The organism is Chryseobacterium tongliaonense, from assembly GCF_041224435.1.
Classification (GTDB): Bacteria; Bacteroidota; Bacteroidia; order Flavobacteriales; family Weeksellaceae; genus Chryseobacterium; species Chryseobacterium tongliaoense.
Genome location: NZ_JBGFFD010000001.1, coordinates 215,724 through 231,748 on the forward strand (window position 1 = coordinate 215,724; position 16,025 = coordinate 231,748).

A 16,025-nucleotide genomic window follows, 5' to 3' on the forward strand; every position below is an offset into this window, starting at 1 on the left:
AATGTAATTTTTTAATCCTTTTCTTTTCCTACTTTTTCTACGTTCCCAACCTTTAATTTTTCATAAGGAGGTTCAACAGGATTGTCGTTTGAATTGAAAAAATCTTTGTACTGTTTTTCCTGTTTCTTCATCATATCTCCAATTGTTCCATCCATCCCGGGAATTGTTTTTGACATCATTTCCTGCGTCATCATGGGTCTTAGTGTTGCAAAAGGGTCTTTCTTGAAATCATTGAATGTTTTTTCGAATTTTTCTCTCGGCAATTCATTTATTTTTCCGCCTTTTGCCTGCATCAGATTTTCGATATATGAAAATTCGGTATAGTCTTTTACTTTTTTATTTCCCTGAAGAATCCACGAGTAGTTTTTTCCTTCATCTTCTATTTTTACAATCAGACCCGGAAGCCCTGAAAATTTATAAGGCCCATCCTGGAACGGAAGATCAGTACTGAACCATGCCGTCCATTTTTTTCCACCAAATTCGGTAGTTGCTTTCTGCGCATTGTACTCTCCTATTTTTTGTTTTTCATTCGAGATATTCCAGTTAAATTTAGGTTCTTCACTGTATCCGATATTACTTGGTGTAAATCCGCTGGCAATTTTTTCTACGTACTGCACCTTCATACTTGGATAAGATTTATATATTCTCGCAGAAATTTTCGGAGACTTTAATGATTTTGATAAATCTTTCATGATTCCTGCTTTCTGCATTGCTTCTATTTCCACTTTCATGATGGAATCCTGAGCAATGATGGTATAATCCTGATAAATAGATCTGTTTTTATCGGTGATATCCAGAATTGTAATTACCTTCTCCATTTTTGCAGAATCCTTTTTAGGCTTGTAGGTAAGCTCATAAAAGAACCGGTTTGCAGTTTCTTTAGATTCCTGCGCATTGGCAAAAGCAAAAAGAGCGATAAGAAATACTGAAAATAGTTTTTTCATTTTGAAACGTTTATATAATTAGTTATCACTTGGTAAAATATGTTACAGATTTTTTTTGATTTTTATTTTTAGCCTGATATTTTTAGTTACAGACTGGATCTGTAAAAATAACGGGAAGTGGGTCTTTTTAAAATTTATGATTCTGTTAAAACATTTTCATTATTAAAATTTTTAACTTTAAACTGCTTAAAAACAAAATATTATGGACCCTTTATCTCAATTAAAAAACGAGCTTCAGAAAGAGTATCAGACCACCAGAAAGTTTTTTGAAGCTTATCCTGACAACAAAAATGATTTTGCTCCTCATGAAAAAAGTATGAAAATGATGCATCTGGCGACTCATATTGCAGAAGTTTTTGAATGGCCTAACACGATACTGAAAACATCAGAACTTGATTTTGCCAACAATGATTATAAGCCTAAACAATTATCAACAAAAAATGATCTTTTAAATGCTCTGGATGAAAATTATCAATCGGGAGTTAACGCATTGGAAAATACAAAAGAAGAAGAGTTGGATAAAACATGGGCACTGAAGAATAATGGCCATGAATTGGCAAAATGGTCAAAATATGGTTCGATCAGGCATAGTTTAAATCAGATTACACATCACAGAGCCCAGCTTGGTGTTTATTACCGGTTAAATGATATTCCTCTTCCGGGAAGCTACGGCCCCTCTGCAGATGATCAAAGCTTTTAAAAATGATTTAATAAAGTTTGTAAATAAAAAACCAACCTCATTGAGATTGGTTTTTCTTTTTTATTTAAAGTTGAATTTTACGGTAAACATTACCTGGCTTGGCCGAAGCTGGATTCTTGTGTATCTGATGGCATTGTACTGCCCATCCAAATCATATGTTTCGAAAACTCTGCGGTTTCCAACATTCATCCATTTAAGCTCAAAATCAATTTTCTTTTTAGCCCATGAAAACTGATAAGATATGTCGTAGAACGGATTGTTATATTTGTTGGTTCCATTGCTGGTATTTACCTGATCCCAATTGAATCCTATCGTATGGTTTTCTATCGGATAGAAAAATACTGCAAGGTTATGGTTGTACCCTTTATTTGTTCCTAAATTTCCTCCACGGCTATCTTGTTTCGTTCTTGAAAGGCTTACGTTATAGTCAAGACTCATCCATTCAAAATAGGTATTGTTAAGTTTGAAGCCGTATGTTTGAGAATTATTTTTATTTTCAAACTGCTCTTCGTCTAAGAATGCGTCTGATTTGGTTGTTGTATTACCATAGCTAAGTGATGCATTTGTTTTAAACTTAGGGAAATATTTTCCAACCTCAACACTGAATCTGTTGCTCTTTGCATGGTTTTCCTGGTCTTTATACTGCATTAATGTAAATCCGGTCGCAGGATCAAGGATCGGAGCGGCAAGGAGGTTTCTTTTACTGTCACTTAATGAATAATTTACATTAAAGAATAAGTTGTTTAACGGGTTTCTGTATTCGATTCTTGACCCTGCACTCGATGTCGTTGTTTGCGGAATCGGGTTATTTGGATCCATTACATTAAATCCTGTTGGTGATAATAGCATATATCCTGCATAAGCCGATTGAATATCTCCAAAGTTATTGTTGATATTTCCGTTTACACTTGCTTTCCAGAAAGATGCAAAGGTATATTGTGCAAAAATATTCGGTGTAAATGTTGTTTTGTTTAAAGATTTTGAAACTCCTCTTAAATCATCTTCTGCTTTAATGTTATTAAAGTTCACAGGGAAATTTGCAAATAAGCTCCATGCTTCGGATTTATAATTAACGCCTAATGATGCAGAAGGGTTGATTTCTGTAAATCTTAGACTATTTTCATATGCAGGGCTATTGAAATCAGGTTGCACATCTCCAACATTTACTGGAGTTGCTAGCCCATCAAAATTTGTATCTAATTTATCTGTAGAAAAATCAAATCCAACTTGTGGCGTAAATGTCCATCCTTTTGACGAAAAACTGATGTTAGCAGAATGAGAAGTGTCTAATGTTTTAAGTCTGAATCTTTGTTCCGCAATCGTTCCCGGGGCAAAATTAATATTTTTAATAGAATCTTTACTTACTTTATAAGGAATCACCAAATAACTAGCGGGAGACACCTGGAGCGTTTGTCTGTCATCCTGATAATTAATGAATGATTTAAAATTCACCATTTTTTCTTTCCAAGGAATAATTGTACTTAAAGAGTTTTGGAATGATGACGTCGGTGATTCTACAGATTCATTTCCTGTTCTCCCTTCTCTTACTGCTACAGCCCTGTCCCCGTTCCAGAATTGGCTGAAACTCGTTGTATTTTTAAAGAATCCCTTTTTAGCATTTTTTGTGAAGATTAATTCACCCTTTATTTTATCTGTATAAAAGTCATTTCTTGTGCTATTGATCACTTTTGATCCTGCAAGAGTTCCAGTTTGGTAGGTCGTTTCTTTATAGTCTTCTCTTTCAACCGCATTGTTTGTATAATTAGCATTGGCTTTTAATTCCCATTCTTTTTTATTATCAATGTTCGTGAGATAATTTGCCGACAGATAATGTACACTATTCATTAGATACCTTTTCACCGGCGTATTAGGAGTTCCTGCCGTTTCCACATTTAGCCAGTCATTTTGTGAAGCATTGATTCTTCTTCCTTCCCATCCGCTTCCGAAAGCTAAAATATTTCCTTCATTTTCTACCTGCTCACCTACATTATTGGTTTTATAATTTACTACCCATTGGCTTTTTTGTCCAAAAAACATTGGAGTCAGCTTAATATTCCATAAAAAAGGATCCGCTCCAATTCCCACTTCTCCTCTCCCCGTCATCGTTACGGAGTTTTTAAGCTTGATATTAATGGCAGCCTGATCTGAAGGCACTTTATCCTGAAGGATTTTTACCGGCTGGTGGTTTTCAAGGACCTCAACTTTCTGTACCGCATCTTTGGGAAGAGAGTTATTGATGGTTCCGTAGCCTCCTTCCATCAGGTCTTTTCCGTTTACATAAAATTTATTGATGGCATTTCCCTGATAAAGAATAGTTCCGTCTGTATTGACTTCAATTCCGGGAATTTTTTTCATTACATCAGCTAATGTCCTGTCGCTTTTACTATCGAAAGCTTTAAGATCGTACGCAATGGTATCTCCTCTTGCCGTAATCATTTTGGTTTTCAGCTGAACTTCTTTTATCTCTGTTGCTTCAGATTCCATTTTAAAATTCAGATTCTGATCGCTGTTGCTGATTTGCTTTGTTAGCGGTTTCTGGTTGAATGCTTTTACTTTCAGGTCTACATTTGATTCTGCAGAAGTAAAGCTCACTTTATATTCCCCTTTCGAATTCGTAATCCCGTAAGCCAGAATCGCATCTTTTCCCGGCTCTTCAACCGTTACACTTGCGCTCGGAATCGGGACTCCATCTTCATCTGTAATTTTCCCGGTAACCGACTTCTGTGCGAAGGTAAGTACAGAGAAAAAAATCATCAGAAATAAAGAAATATTCTTTTTCATAGTTTATTATTTGAGTAATTAGTTAGTGTCACTGGTTTTTTGTTACACATTTATAAAGATCCGTTTTATAAGGAAAAGTTAAAAGCCTAGCTATCACTATGTTTATAGTGATGTATTTTTTTTAATAATTTTTCTTTTCTTTTAGTTTGTCACTAATTACGCTGATCTATCATGTCTTCTTTTAAAGAAAATATTCTTTAAAAATTTTTGCTTTTATGCATTAAATAGAGAACCATTTGATTTCCTTATTTAGAATGGATATAAAAAATTGATTAACATCATAGATTAAAAAAAAATTAAACTCTGCTTCATAAGCATTTATTTAATAATTTTGTAACATTAAAATTTTAACAGAATGGGAATTAATTTAAAGCCTATAGATATTGTAGATGATATTACCAAAGAGGAATTCTATGAAAAATATCTAAAGCCCAGAAGGCCCGTTGTCATTAAAAACATGGCAAAAAAATGGCCTGCATACCAAAAATGGACAATGGATTATGTGAAAGAGGTTGTGGGAGATGTAATTGTTCCTTTATATGATAGTAAAAAAGCAGATCCTGCAGCTCCTATAAATACTCCGACAACAGAGATGAAATTTGGGGATTATATTGATTTAATCCAAAAAGAACCTACAGATTTAAGGATTTTCTTTTTTGATCCTATTAAGCATGCCAATAAATTATTAGATGATTATATTTCTCCAAAAGACCTTATGGGCGGCTTTTTAGATAAATACCCTTCTATGTTTTTCGGAGGTAAGAGTTCTGTCACTTTTCTGCATTATGATATAGATCTGGCTCATATCTTCCATACTCATTTTAACGGAAGGAAGCATGTACTCCTTTTTGAATATAAATGGAAAGAGAGGTTATATAAATTACCTTATGCTACTTATGCCCTGGAAGATTATGATATTGAAAATCCTGATTTCACAAAATTCCCTGCTCTGGATGGTGTAGAAGGTATTGAATGTTTCCTTGAGCATGGTGATACTTTGTTTATGCCAACAGGATGGTGGCACTGGATGAAATATCTTGACGGAAGTTTTTCTATTTCTTTAAGAGCCTGGGATAAATCATGGGCCGTAAAAGCCAATTCTTTATGGAATCTTACCGTACAGCGTAAGTTTGATGATATCATGAAATCTAATTTCAAGAAAAGGTATATGGACTGGAAAGAGAAAAAGGCCATCCAAAGGGCTGAAATCGCCCTTAAAAGAGGGCTACCAAAATAAATAAGAAAGCCGTTTCCATTGAAACGGCTTTTTTTAATTATAATATTCTGTAAATAGGATACTGTCTGAACGTCTTTTCTTCGAAATAAGGAGAATGTTTGTAAACCCAGTCCAGTTGTGCTTCACCGTCTTCTGCAAACTTTTTGTCAGAAGCTTTTTTCGCTTCAAAACCATCTTTCAGTTTCTTATCTTTTTTCAGCAATTCTGCGGCAGTATCTTCAAAAATATAGGCTGAATAATATTCTTTCTGGGCTAAAATCCCGTCAAAGAAATTCCAGTTGAAAAAAGAATCCAGCGCTTCAGGCTCCAGGGTTTCAATGATATATTTCACTCCTGCCTGTTGAGTCGGAACCAGATAATCTCCGGCGGAGAAAACTATTTTTTTACCGGATTTATCTACTGTTGTCTCATAATGCAGATAATGTCCTTCATATGGATTTTTCACTGTTTTGAAATCATTAATTTTATAAGATTCTACGGCAATTGTACTGTCTTTCCGGATCGGTTTCATCTGAATCTTATTTCTTTTAAATTCTTCAATAATCCGGTATTGGGACTGAGGAATTACATAATATTCAGGAATGGTGATATAACCTGTCGGTTCTGCCGTTGTAAACAGTTTTATTTTCTTTGTGAAAAGTTTATTCCTGTCATAATACAACCGGGGCTTTCCTGAAATATCGCTGGGTTTATATTTTCCTTCATAGCCTTTAAAATCCATGGTAGAAAATCTAGTAGAGTCAATTTTCCAACGGATTCCGTATTGTTTTCCTGGTTGGTATTGCTTTAAATTTTCGAGACGGAGCTCTTTGATCTTTTTATAATCCTTATCTAAATTCTGAAGGTTAACCAACATATATTTATACGTTGCATCTACTCTTTTATCATAAGGTTTCAGCATATGGGTTTCGGGAACGGTTCCCAAGGAATTAAATAAAGATGTATAGCCTGTAGAATATCTCGGGGAATCTTCAAAAGCGGCAAATCCTATTTCCGGAACATCCCCGTGAATATTAACGTAAGGAGCGCTTTCGTAACCCAGCTTTTTTAAATCTTCAAGGTTTTTAGTCTGGTAATCATTATAAAAATAATTTCCGAGCACATTTCCCAATCGTTCTTTAAAAGTGGAAATATAAGTGAATGTATATTGGTAATCTGCTCCGTTGCTCACATGGTTGTCGATAAAGACATCAGGTTTCAGCCACTGGTAAATTTCCTGGAAACTTCTGGCATTTTTGGAATCTGCCTTGATAAAATCCCTGTTTAGATCATAATTCCGGGCATTCCCTCTGAAGCCATATTGTTCCGGCCCGTTCTGATTGGCTCTGGAATAAGAACCTCTGTTTAGCATTCCACTGACATTGTAGGCTGAAATGGCTGCAATAATAAAGTTCTGCGGTGTTTTAATCTTATGGGTTGCAAGGTCATGCATCAGCATCATTGTGGCATCAATTCCGTCCGGCTCACCGGGATGAATTCCGTTATTTACAAATAGAACGGCTTTATCTTTTCTCAGTTTTTCCAGATCTTTTTCAGGAAACGGATTGTAAATAACCACATAAATAGGTTTTCCGTTATCATCTTCCCCTTTTTTGAGATATTGGATGCTGTTGGAATTCTTTGCCAGATCCTGGTAATAAGCATTCATTTCGTCATAAGTAACGGTCTGGTTACCATTTCCTTTTTCAAAAGGAGTCTGAAGTGAATTTTGAGCAAAAAACAAAGATGAACTTAGTGAGAATAGCAGATATTTCAGTTTCATTGATGTAAAATTTCAGAGCTTAAAATTACTGATCTTTTGCGAAAAGGTGAAAGCAAATAAATTAATCTGCCTTCACCTTTATCTATTTCTTCCTCTTTCATTTGGATATAAAGAAGGAAGCGGGTCGCTCTGCCAGAATTCTTTGGTATTAACATCCATGATTGATAAAGCCCCGGAATAGGCCGCTCCCGTATCTAAATTCCAGATATTAGCTTTGTTTAAGGGATATTGTATACCCAGATCTAATGTCGGAGTGTGGCCTATAAAAATTTCATTGTATAAAAGCAGCCTTTTAGGATACAGCTCTGAGTCTTTTGACAGCTTTTTATCCATTGCAACAGCAGTTTCCCAGAGCGTCCTGTCCCAACGGTAATTGCTTGAATACACCTCTTTTTCGGGACCGTGCATGGAAGAATATCCCGCATGGATAAACAGTCGGTTTTTATCATCTATAAAATAATTTTTCATCCGCTGGAAGAAATCCAGATGCAATAGTTTTTCTTCTGAAGAGTATGTTGTATAGCTTTCAACCGTGCTTTTTCCACCATTAAACAACCAAACCTCCGGAGTTGCTTCCATAGAAAGCCAGTCTTCACACCAAACATCATGGTTGCCTTTAATAAAAATACATTGCTGTTTTTCAGAAAGCTCTATTAAAAACTGTATGATCTGAAAGGATTCACTCCAGCCGTCAACATAATCACCCAGAAAAATCAACTGATCTTCCTGAGTAACCCCGGCTCTTTCAAAAACCTGCTTTAAGGCTTTAAATCCGCCGTGAATGTCTCCTATTACTAATGTTCTTTTCATTTATTATTTTGAAATATATTTTGCATCCACAAAATCTGTCAGCCAGACTCCGTTTTCCGAAAGGTAAAACAAAATCCCGTCTTCCGTCATTTTTCCTGTTCTGACGGTAAGAATCACAGGTTTCCCGTGCCTCATTCCGACAGCGGTTGCCGTTTCTTTATCTTTACTTAGGTGCACATGTTGCCGGCTCCTTTTTTCAATCCCGCTTTCCAAAATTGAGGAAATGTTTGTTTCTGCGGTTCCGTGGTATAAGAATTCCGGAGGCTGTTGCGGAATCAAAGCCAGATCAATGTCTACCGAATGTCCCTGACTGGCTCGTATCCTTGTTTTATCTTCGTTAAAGGCAAAACGTTTTTTATTGTTGCTTTCCACCACCTCATCCAATTGTTCCGGGGTAAAGTGTATTTTATTTTTTGCTGACTTTTCAATCAGTTCATTAACTTCTGCCCAACCGTTTTCATCCAATTTCAAATGAATGGTTTCCGGCTGATGCCTGAGAATAAGGCTCAGAAATTTGCTTATTTTTTTCTTTTCTGGTTCATTCATGGTTTGTGTATTATTTCATTAATTTTTTCTCGAGTTTATCACATAGGTTTTTAATGTCTTCTTTTCTTACAAGCTCTGAAATCCATTCTTCAGGAATATTTTCAAACCCGTAATAAATTCCCGCAATCCCACCGGTGATAGCTCCTGTTGTATCGGTATCTTCCCCTAAATTAACTGCTTTCAGGACACTTTCGGAATAACTTTCTGAATTCAGGAAGCACCACAGAGAGGCTTCTAAACTATGTAAGACATAGCCGCTGCTTTTAATTTCATCTTCTTGATAAGTGGAAATATCATGGGTTAATATTCTTTGAAAAAGCTCAACTTCTTTTGGATTAAAACCGTTATCTTCCGCATATCTGGAAACCGAGGTCTGCATCAACTTATAAGATTCTTTTTTATCTTTTCCTTTTATCAATTGAATTGCAAAGACCACATAGATAAAGCAGGCAAATACTGAACGAAAATGCCCATGAGTAATTGCTGAAACTTCTTTTACCGTCTTATATATTTTCTCAATATCCTCTTCTTCTTTGAGATAAAAAGCCAGAGGAAGAATCCTCATTAAAGATCCGTTCCCATTATCTTCTTCCAATATATTCCCTGAAAATCTTGCACTTTCTCCTTTAATGAGTCTTGCGATGGAATGTCTTGTAGTTCCACCAATATCGAAAAGCCGTCCATGAGCCGTCCAGTGTCCATATTTATTCCATTTCACAAAGCTTTGTCCGATTTTCTCCAAATTGTATCCTTTCGTCAATTCATCAGCAAGACAAAGTGTTAATGAACTGTCATCGCTCCAGGTTCCTTTCGGCTGATTCCATGACATATATTCCAAATATCCGTTTACGGGAGATTTTTTTAAGTCTTCTCTTTTTTTAAACTCTACAGGAACTCCCAGAGCATCTCCGATGCAAAGCCCGAAAATTCCTGCCTGAATACTATTTTCCATTATGCTAAATTAACAAGTTTATCAAACAACAGCTTCATTCCTCTGGTTGCTGTTTCTTTCATGACTACTGCTCTTTTTCCGTAACCGAATTCTGTTTCATTAGGATTAATCACGATCAATAAGCAATCATCTTTTATCTCATGGATCAACCCTGCTGCCGGATATACCTGCAGGGAAGTTCCGATAACGATCAGGATATCCGTCTCTTTTACTTTTTCTCTCGCCGTGTGATACAAAGGAACATCTTCCCCGAACCAAACGATAAAAGGCCTTAGCTGCGCTCCGTCTTCCGCTTTGTCTCCAATATTTATATCTTCTTTCTGTTCGTAAATCAGGTTTTTATTGTTGCATGAGCATGATTTGAACAATTCTCCATGGATGTGAAGAATGTTCTTGGAACCTGCTCTTTCATGCAGATCATCTATGTTCTGTGTAATAATCTGAACATCAAAATATTTTTCCAGATCCGCAATTAACTGATGAGCATCATTGGGCAGAACTTCATGAAGCTGGCGTCGCCTCTGGTTATAAAATTCCAAAACCAAGGCTCTGTCTTTTCGCCATCCTTCCGGACTTGCCACATCGGTTACATTATGATTTTCCCAGAGCCCGTCTCCGTCTCTGAAAGTTTTTATTCCGCTTTCGGCACTGATTCCGGCACCGCTTAATATGGTTAGTTTTTTCATTTTTTTTCTTTTAATAGTTTTTTGTAAATCTCTTCATTCTCCTCATCAAAGCAGACAAAAATAACTTTCTCCATGACTTCAGACTGAAAATTTTCAACTTCCCGAACCGCTATTTCAGCAGCCAGTTTTTTAGGAAATCTGTAAATTCCTGTACTGATATTTGGAAAGGCTATTGTTTTAACATTCAGGCTTTCTGCCAGTTTTAAAGAGTTTTTATAACAATTTGCCAAAAGTACAGATCCTTTTTCTTCATCACCATTCCAAACAGGACCTACGGTATGAATAACATATTTTGCAGGAAGATTTCCGGCTGAAGTTACTACCGCTTCTCCTGTTTTACATTTCCCTTGTTTGTTTCTGATTTCGACACATTCTTCAAGAATTTGCTTTCCACCTGCACGATGAATTGCTCCGTCTACTCCGCCACCGCCCAATAAGGAAGAGTTGGCAGCATTTACAATTGCATCTGCTTTTATTTTGGTGATGTCTGCTTTTATTAATTCAATATCCGGTTTCATCTAATCTCAATTTTCTATTCAAGTCCTGATCTTTGAAGATCAAAGGTTTCTCATCAGGAATTATAAGGTTTTGATCATTTTTTTAATTGATTACCAAAACCGCTTCTTCATCAGAAAGCCTGATTTCGGCTGTTGTTCCGCTGTTGAACTGTAAAAAATCCTGCTCGATTCCGTCACTAAATATAAAACCATTATTTGGCATTAGAGATTCTATTATAAGCTTATTTCCTCTTTTAATAACTCCGCCACAGATATCAGTCTGGGTTCTTTTGCTTTTAAAAGGTTCCCGCACCGCAAAGTATAAATCATCTTCATTCAGTTGCGGATATCTGAGTTTTTTAGAACCTAAAATTCCATAGGACATATTAAAAATTGAACTCAGCCAGCCTGTACTTCCTGTTTTTGTGGAAACGATGATTCCGCTTGAAGAATGCACTTCTTCTTTTCCGTTCAGCATAATTTTATATCTTGCTGAACTGTGGGAAGAAATTCCGATAAACAGATCATTCACAGCCAATAGTTTTTGTCCGTCATTCAATACTGCCTCTGCAAACCTCATCTTCTTTGAACTAAAGTTTTCGTTGATTACAGAATTCACTCCATTCAGAAAGTTTTTAACATTGAAAGGAAGCAATATTCCGTCATATCGTTCTTCATCAGGGTTTATGGCTATGATCGGGATATTTTTAGAATATTTGGCTACATTCGCCACCAATCCGTCCTGTCCGATAACAACAATCAGATTCTTTTCGGAGAAAATATAGGAGGGTACAAATTCTCTTTCCACTACTTTGTTTTTCATGACTTTTGAAAGCTTTGTCTGAACTTCGAGAAAAGACTGATAGAACTTATCATGCTCAGCCACATATTCCTGAAAATCCCCTCCTGAACTTTCAATATAAAACTGAGCCTGGGCTTTGGTATTGAATCTCTCAATTAAAGACTCAAGCCTTGTTTTATTTTTAATGATGATGGTGTATTCTGTTTTCATTTTTTTAATTTGTATAATGTATAATGTAAAAAGTATTAATGATTTAAGCAATTAAGTATGTGAATTTTCAAATCTCAGAAACCTTCAGCTTCAATTTCATTTTACATCTTATTTTAAAAGATTTTCCAGCAGATCCGGACTGATATTCAGATTTCCGATTTTTCCTGCATTTTCGGCCAGTTCACGGAAAGCAAGGGCAATATTTGATTTTGCATCCTGGTTTCCGCTTAAGGCACTTAAAACCCGCCAATCCATTTCTTTGTAAGGTTTTAAAGAGGTTTCCAGTATATAACCCTGAGTTTCTGCTTCTTTCCTGTCATTTTCCGTTTTCTGTCCGATCAGCTGTTTTCTTTGGTTTTCAACTGAAATGTCTGCAGCAATTTTCATTTCTCTTAAAATTCTGTTGTTTTCTTCCTGCTGAACTTCAGTTTCCATTCTTTTCTCTTCGATCTGCTTTTGCTTTTCTTCAACAGCAATTTCCGTATTCAGTTCAGATTCCTTGATCTTTCTTTCCTGCTCTACGGCAAAATTCCTTCTTTCATAAATTGCTTCATCAGCCTGCTGCTGCAGTTTTTCACGGGTTTCGGTTTCTAACGCCCTTGCCATTTCCGGAGTTGTCTGAACAGCCAGAATATTAGCTCCCAAAATTTCAATTCCCATGGTTTGAATTGCTTCTGAAGCCATTAATCCTTCCAGAATATTTTCTTCGATATTTTTTGCGGAACGGATGGCTTCTTTAAGATTCAATCCATGAATAAAAGAGGATGTGGAAGTCTGTGCGAGATTGATAATTCTCTGGTTTAGCTTTTCGATATCATTTTTTTTATAAACTCCATCTTCGTTCACTGTGAAATCCAATGTATTTGAAAGTGCTTTCGGATCGGTAATTTTACAGCTTATCTGCCCCTGGATCTTTACGGTCTGATAATCAAAGGTATTTTCATTGAAAATAAACGGCAGGTCATTACTTCCCATCGGAATAGCAGCAATGGAGCTGTTCGGAGCGAAATAAAAGAATGATAAACCTCTTCCTTCTCTTACGATATTCCCATTTTTAAAATGTAGAACGTAAGTCATTGAATCAAATTTGATGTGTCTGAAACCAAACATAGCTTTAAGTTTTAAAAATTATTATTTGTGTTATATATACGCTAATTGAAAATTACATAGTTTTACCTTAATCCTTTTACGGATTATCTTTTGTAAGAATACATTACATCGGTACGCAAAACATATTTTGTTCCATCAATTAATGTTTTCCCTTCATGTCTCAACGGGTGATAAAAAACCAATGCCGACCCTTTTTTGGGAGCTACTGTAAACAGGTTTTCAAATTCTGTTTCACCGCCTTCAAAATCATCATTCAGATAGTGTAGAAACTTTTTTGATTTTCATTCCTGATATAGCTTCCGTCCCTGTGCATTTTGAATCTCTGTCCCGGGGTGTATTTATAGACTCTGAACATTTCATTAAAATCTGCGATTGCATAGTTTTCATGATTTTGCGGGAGAAATTCTACTGCTTTATCAAATAGTTTTTCAGCCAGATCCTTATCAAAAATCATCAGTCTGTCATTATTCCGAACTCCTTTATTCATCAGTTGTCTCCCATGCATATTAATTTTAGCCTGTTCGAAAACTTTATTTTCAGACATTCTGATATATTCTTCACATTCTGCCGGGGACAGAAAATCTTCAATTAAGAATATTTGTGGATGTAAATCTATTTTTTTCATGATCAGTTATTTTGTGATTGTATTTAATCTTTTAATTCATCTCTTACTTCCATCAAAGCAAATCCCAAAAGGTTTTCCCCTTTCCAATGTGCAGGATTTTCCACCTTGGGATCTGATTCCAGCATTCCTATTCCCCAGATTCTATCATAAGGACTGGCCTCTACCAAAATTTTATCACCCGTTGATAAAAGGAAATCTTTAAGATCCTGATTTTGTGAAAACTTCAGAAAATTTCCTCTTTTTACAATTCCATATTTTTGCTGCTCCCAAAGCTGATGATCAAAGTTTTTTATTTTTCTTCCTAAATCTTTTGCCTCTTTCGGGGTTTGTGAATCCAATATTTCAATTAAGGTTGCATTATCTTTAAATAGCCTTGCCTTCTTTACCATCATATAGTGTTCTGCTGTTTTATAGGTAAGATAGTTCTCCTCAAAAATGCTGGGAAACCATTGACTAAAACAGGATTTTGTAATTTCATCTTTTATGGTATGTCCCCAAAAGAACAGAAAATCAATTCTTTCTTTTTTCTGAAATTTTTCTATTGTATTTTGTAATGTGTATTTCATTATTGCGTTATTTTTACACAAATTTAAAAGAATATGAACTTATTAACAAAATTTATTTGTGTTAATTTTACGCTAATAAATTTAAAACACTGATAATCAGCGGTAAAAATTTCATTTGCGGTCAATATAATCCATTCACAATGGAACAATGAAAATGAATCATTTAAGTTTCGGCTAAAGCCAATGGAATATTTATTAATTAAAAGAACGGGCTAAAGCCTGTTCCTATTGATATCAAATTGTGATTATATTTTATTTAGATATTTCTCAATCCTTTTTTAGGTTTAAAATATCTGTGTTATTCGTGTAGAAATATTTGTGAATTTTGTGTTTAAAACTATTTAATCTCAAAATAAAACCCCTGTTTTTCAAGCTCCTTATACTTTTCCTGATTGAAAGTAAAAAGCTTTCCGGGTCTTCCGCTGCCTTCTTTTTTAACGTTATTGGTTTCATTAAGAAGTTCGTAGCTCATGATTTTTTTACGGAAATTTCTGCGGTCAATTTCCTGTCCGATAATGGTTTTGTATAGATTTTCAAGGTCTGAAAAAGGAAATTCTTCATTAAGAAGATTAAAGCCGATCGGCTGGTATTGAATTTTGGTGCGAAGTCTTTTCAACGCAATATCTATGATCTTATCATGATCGAAAGCCAATTTGGGAAGTTTATTAACACTGAACCATTGGGCATCTTCGGCATCAGAATCAGCAAAGAGCTCATGATAGGAAGGATTTACCAGCCCCAAATAAGCCACAGAAACCACCCTGTTCCGGGGATCGCGACCTACATTCCCGAATGTATAGAGTTGTTCCAGAAAATCAGGTTTTATGCCTGCTTCTTCATACAATTCCCTTTTCACTGCATCATCAAGATTTTCATCATCTAAAACCAAACCTCCCGGTAAAGCCCAGCCGCCTTTAAAAGGGTCTATTTTTCTTTTGATTAAAAGAATCTGAAGATCTTTTTTATCAAAGTATCCGAAAATAACGGCATCTACCGCAACTTTTATATTCTGCATAATTAATTTGCGTTATGAATACACAAAATTACGATTTTGAATTAAAACGAAAGCAACTAAAAATATAATTTATTCCAAATTTAAAATTCATATCTTTATATAAACATTATAACCCACTTAAAATTAAAACATTATGAAAAATTTAATCATCACATTATGCATGGCTTTATTATGTATGGCCTGCGAGAAAGGAAAAACAGATCCCGGTAAAGACTCAGGCAAGGCTGGCTCTTCAGCAGCCGATTCCGCCTGGAAGCCTATAGATTCTGCTACCGCAACAAAAGCATGGATGGATTATGCCACACCAGGAGATATGCAGAAAATGCTGGCAAAATATGACGGAACCTGGACAGGGCAAACTTCAATGTGGATGGAGGAAGGTGGTAAACCGGTAGTAAGCCAATCTGAATGTACCAATAAAATGATTTTCGACGGCCGTTATCAGGTAAGCAATCATAAAGGAAATTTCATGGGGATGCCTTTTGAAGGAATGAATATATTAGGCTATGACAATGCCAAGAAAAAATTTGTAAGCACTTGGATTGATAATATGGGAACCGGAATCATGTATACGACAGGAGACTGGAATCCTTCGAAAAAGACAATAGAATTTAAAGGTAAAATGACCGATCCGAGCAGACCGGGTAAAGACTGTGACGTAAGAGAAGTTTATACGTTTATTGACGATAATAATCATACCCTGGAAATGTATGGTCCTGACTGGAAAACCGGAAAAGAAATGAAAACGATGGAAATAAAATTCGTCCGTAAGAAATAAAAAA

17 protein-coding genes are annotated in these 16,025 nt (G+C 35.6%); 3 read left to right on the forward strand and 14 right to left on the reverse strand.

From position 1 onward, the window contains the following. Window positions 1–11: 11 nt before the first annotated feature. Window positions 12–944, reverse strand: a complete 933-nt coding sequence (locus AB8P06_RS01030; protein WP_369836686.1) for a GLPGLI family protein — start codon at window positions 942–944, stop codon at window positions 12–14. A 202-nt stretch (window positions 945–1,146) separates the two neighbouring features. Here AB8P06_RS01030 and AB8P06_RS01035 point away from each other — a divergent pair, with 202 nt between their 5' ends. Continuing rightward, complete coding sequence (locus tag AB8P06_RS01035; RefSeq protein WP_369836688.1) at window positions 1,147–1,644, forward strand: DinB family protein; 498 nt, start codon at window positions 1,147–1,149, stop codon at window positions 1,642–1,644. Between the two features lie 60 nt (window positions 1,645–1,704). Here AB8P06_RS01035 and AB8P06_RS01040 read toward each other — a convergent pair whose 3' ends face one another. Next, window positions 1,705–4,425 (reverse strand): carboxypeptidase regulatory-like domain-containing protein, encoded by a 2,721-nt coding sequence (locus tag AB8P06_RS01040; RefSeq protein ID WP_369836691.1) that lies wholly within the window; start codon window positions 4,423–4,425, stop codon window positions 1,705–1,707. A gap of 355 nt (window positions 4,426–4,780) precedes the next feature. Here AB8P06_RS01040 and AB8P06_RS01045 point away from each other — a divergent pair, with 355 nt between their 5' ends. Continuing rightward, entirely contained in the window at window positions 4,781–5,662 is an 882-nt protein-coding gene (locus tag AB8P06_RS01045) for a cupin-like domain-containing protein (RefSeq protein ID WP_369836693.1), read from the forward strand. 37 nt (window positions 5,663–5,699) lie between these two features. Here AB8P06_RS01045 and AB8P06_RS01050 read toward each other — a convergent pair whose 3' ends face one another. From AB8P06_RS01050 to AB8P06_RS01105, 12 genes are all read right to left on the reverse strand, one after another. Beyond that, window positions 5,700–7,424 (reverse strand): M14 family metallopeptidase, encoded by a 1,725-nt coding sequence (locus tag AB8P06_RS01050; protein WP_369836695.1) that lies wholly within the window; start codon window positions 7,422–7,424, stop codon window positions 5,700–5,702. A gap of 78 nt (window positions 7,425–7,502) precedes the next feature. Further along, window positions 7,503–8,234 (reverse strand): metallophosphoesterase family protein, encoded by a 732-nt coding sequence (locus AB8P06_RS01055; RefSeq protein ID WP_369836698.1) that lies wholly within the window; start codon window positions 8,232–8,234, stop codon window positions 7,503–7,505. Window positions 8,235–8,237: 3 nt separating this feature from the next. Further along, window positions 8,238–8,780, reverse strand: coding sequence for an RNA 2'-phosphotransferase (locus AB8P06_RS01060; RefSeq protein WP_369836701.1), 543 nt, complete (start codon window positions 8,778–8,780; stop codon window positions 8,238–8,240). Window positions 8,781–8,790: 10 nt separating this feature from the next. Beyond that, the gene (locus AB8P06_RS01065; protein WP_369836703.1) at window positions 8,791–9,732 is read right to left on the reverse strand and encodes an ADP-ribosylglycohydrolase family protein; all 942 of its coding nucleotides are present in this window, start codon (window positions 9,730–9,732) and stop codon (window positions 8,791–8,793) included. After that, window positions 9,732–10,418, reverse strand: coding sequence for a Sir2 family NAD-dependent protein deacetylase (locus tag AB8P06_RS01070; protein WP_369836705.1), 687 nt, complete (start codon window positions 10,416–10,418; stop codon window positions 9,732–9,734). Before AB8P06_RS01070 ends, AB8P06_RS01065 begins: the two co-directional genes overlap by 1 nt. Continuing rightward, entirely contained in the window at window positions 10,415–10,936 is a 522-nt protein-coding gene (locus AB8P06_RS01075) for an O-acetyl-ADP-ribose deacetylase (protein ID WP_369836708.1), read from the reverse strand. Before AB8P06_RS01075 ends, AB8P06_RS01070 begins: the two co-directional genes overlap by 4 nt. A gap of 82 nt (window positions 10,937–11,018) precedes the next feature. Continuing rightward, complete coding sequence (locus AB8P06_RS01080; RefSeq protein WP_369836711.1) at window positions 11,019–11,927, reverse strand: NAD(+)/NADH kinase; 909 nt, start codon at window positions 11,925–11,927, stop codon at window positions 11,019–11,021. 108 nt (window positions 11,928–12,035) lie between these two features. Next, window positions 12,036–13,004: an SPFH domain-containing protein gene (locus AB8P06_RS01085; protein WP_369836714.1), complete on the reverse strand. Its 969-nt coding sequence runs from the start codon at window positions 13,002–13,004 to the stop codon at window positions 12,036–12,038. A 116-nt stretch (window positions 13,005–13,120) separates the two neighbouring features. Beyond that, window positions 13,121–13,294: a 2OG-Fe(II) oxygenase family protein gene (locus AB8P06_RS01090; protein WP_369838360.1), complete on the reverse strand. Its 174-nt coding sequence runs from the start codon at window positions 13,292–13,294 to the stop codon at window positions 13,121–13,123. Continuing rightward, window positions 13,291–13,662 (reverse strand): prolyl 4-hydroxylase family protein, encoded by a 372-nt coding sequence (locus tag AB8P06_RS01095; protein ID WP_369836717.1) that lies wholly within the window; start codon window positions 13,660–13,662, stop codon window positions 13,291–13,293. The genes AB8P06_RS01090 and AB8P06_RS01095 overlap by 4 nt, the downstream gene beginning before the upstream one ends. 23 nt (window positions 13,663–13,685) lie before the next feature. Further along, window positions 13,686–14,228 (reverse strand): riboflavin biosynthesis intermediates N-glycosidase, encoded by a 543-nt coding sequence (gene ybiA / locus AB8P06_RS01100; protein ID WP_369836720.1) that lies wholly within the window; start codon window positions 14,226–14,228, stop codon window positions 13,686–13,688. Between the two features lie 337 nt (window positions 14,229–14,565). Further along, window positions 14,566–15,243 carry an NUDIX hydrolase gene (locus AB8P06_RS01105; RefSeq protein ID WP_369836723.1) on the reverse strand — a complete coding sequence of 226 codons (678 nt, stop codon included), beginning with the start codon at window positions 15,241–15,243 and terminating at the stop codon, window positions 14,566–14,568. Window positions 15,244–15,376: 133 nt separating this feature from the next. On the opposite strand from AB8P06_RS01105, the gene AB8P06_RS01110 reads away from it, so the two are divergent. Continuing rightward, window positions 15,377–16,021 (forward strand): DUF1579 domain-containing protein, encoded by a 645-nt coding sequence (locus AB8P06_RS01110; protein WP_369836725.1) that lies wholly within the window; start codon window positions 15,377–15,379, stop codon window positions 16,019–16,021. Window positions 16,022–16,025: the final 4 nt, after the last annotated feature.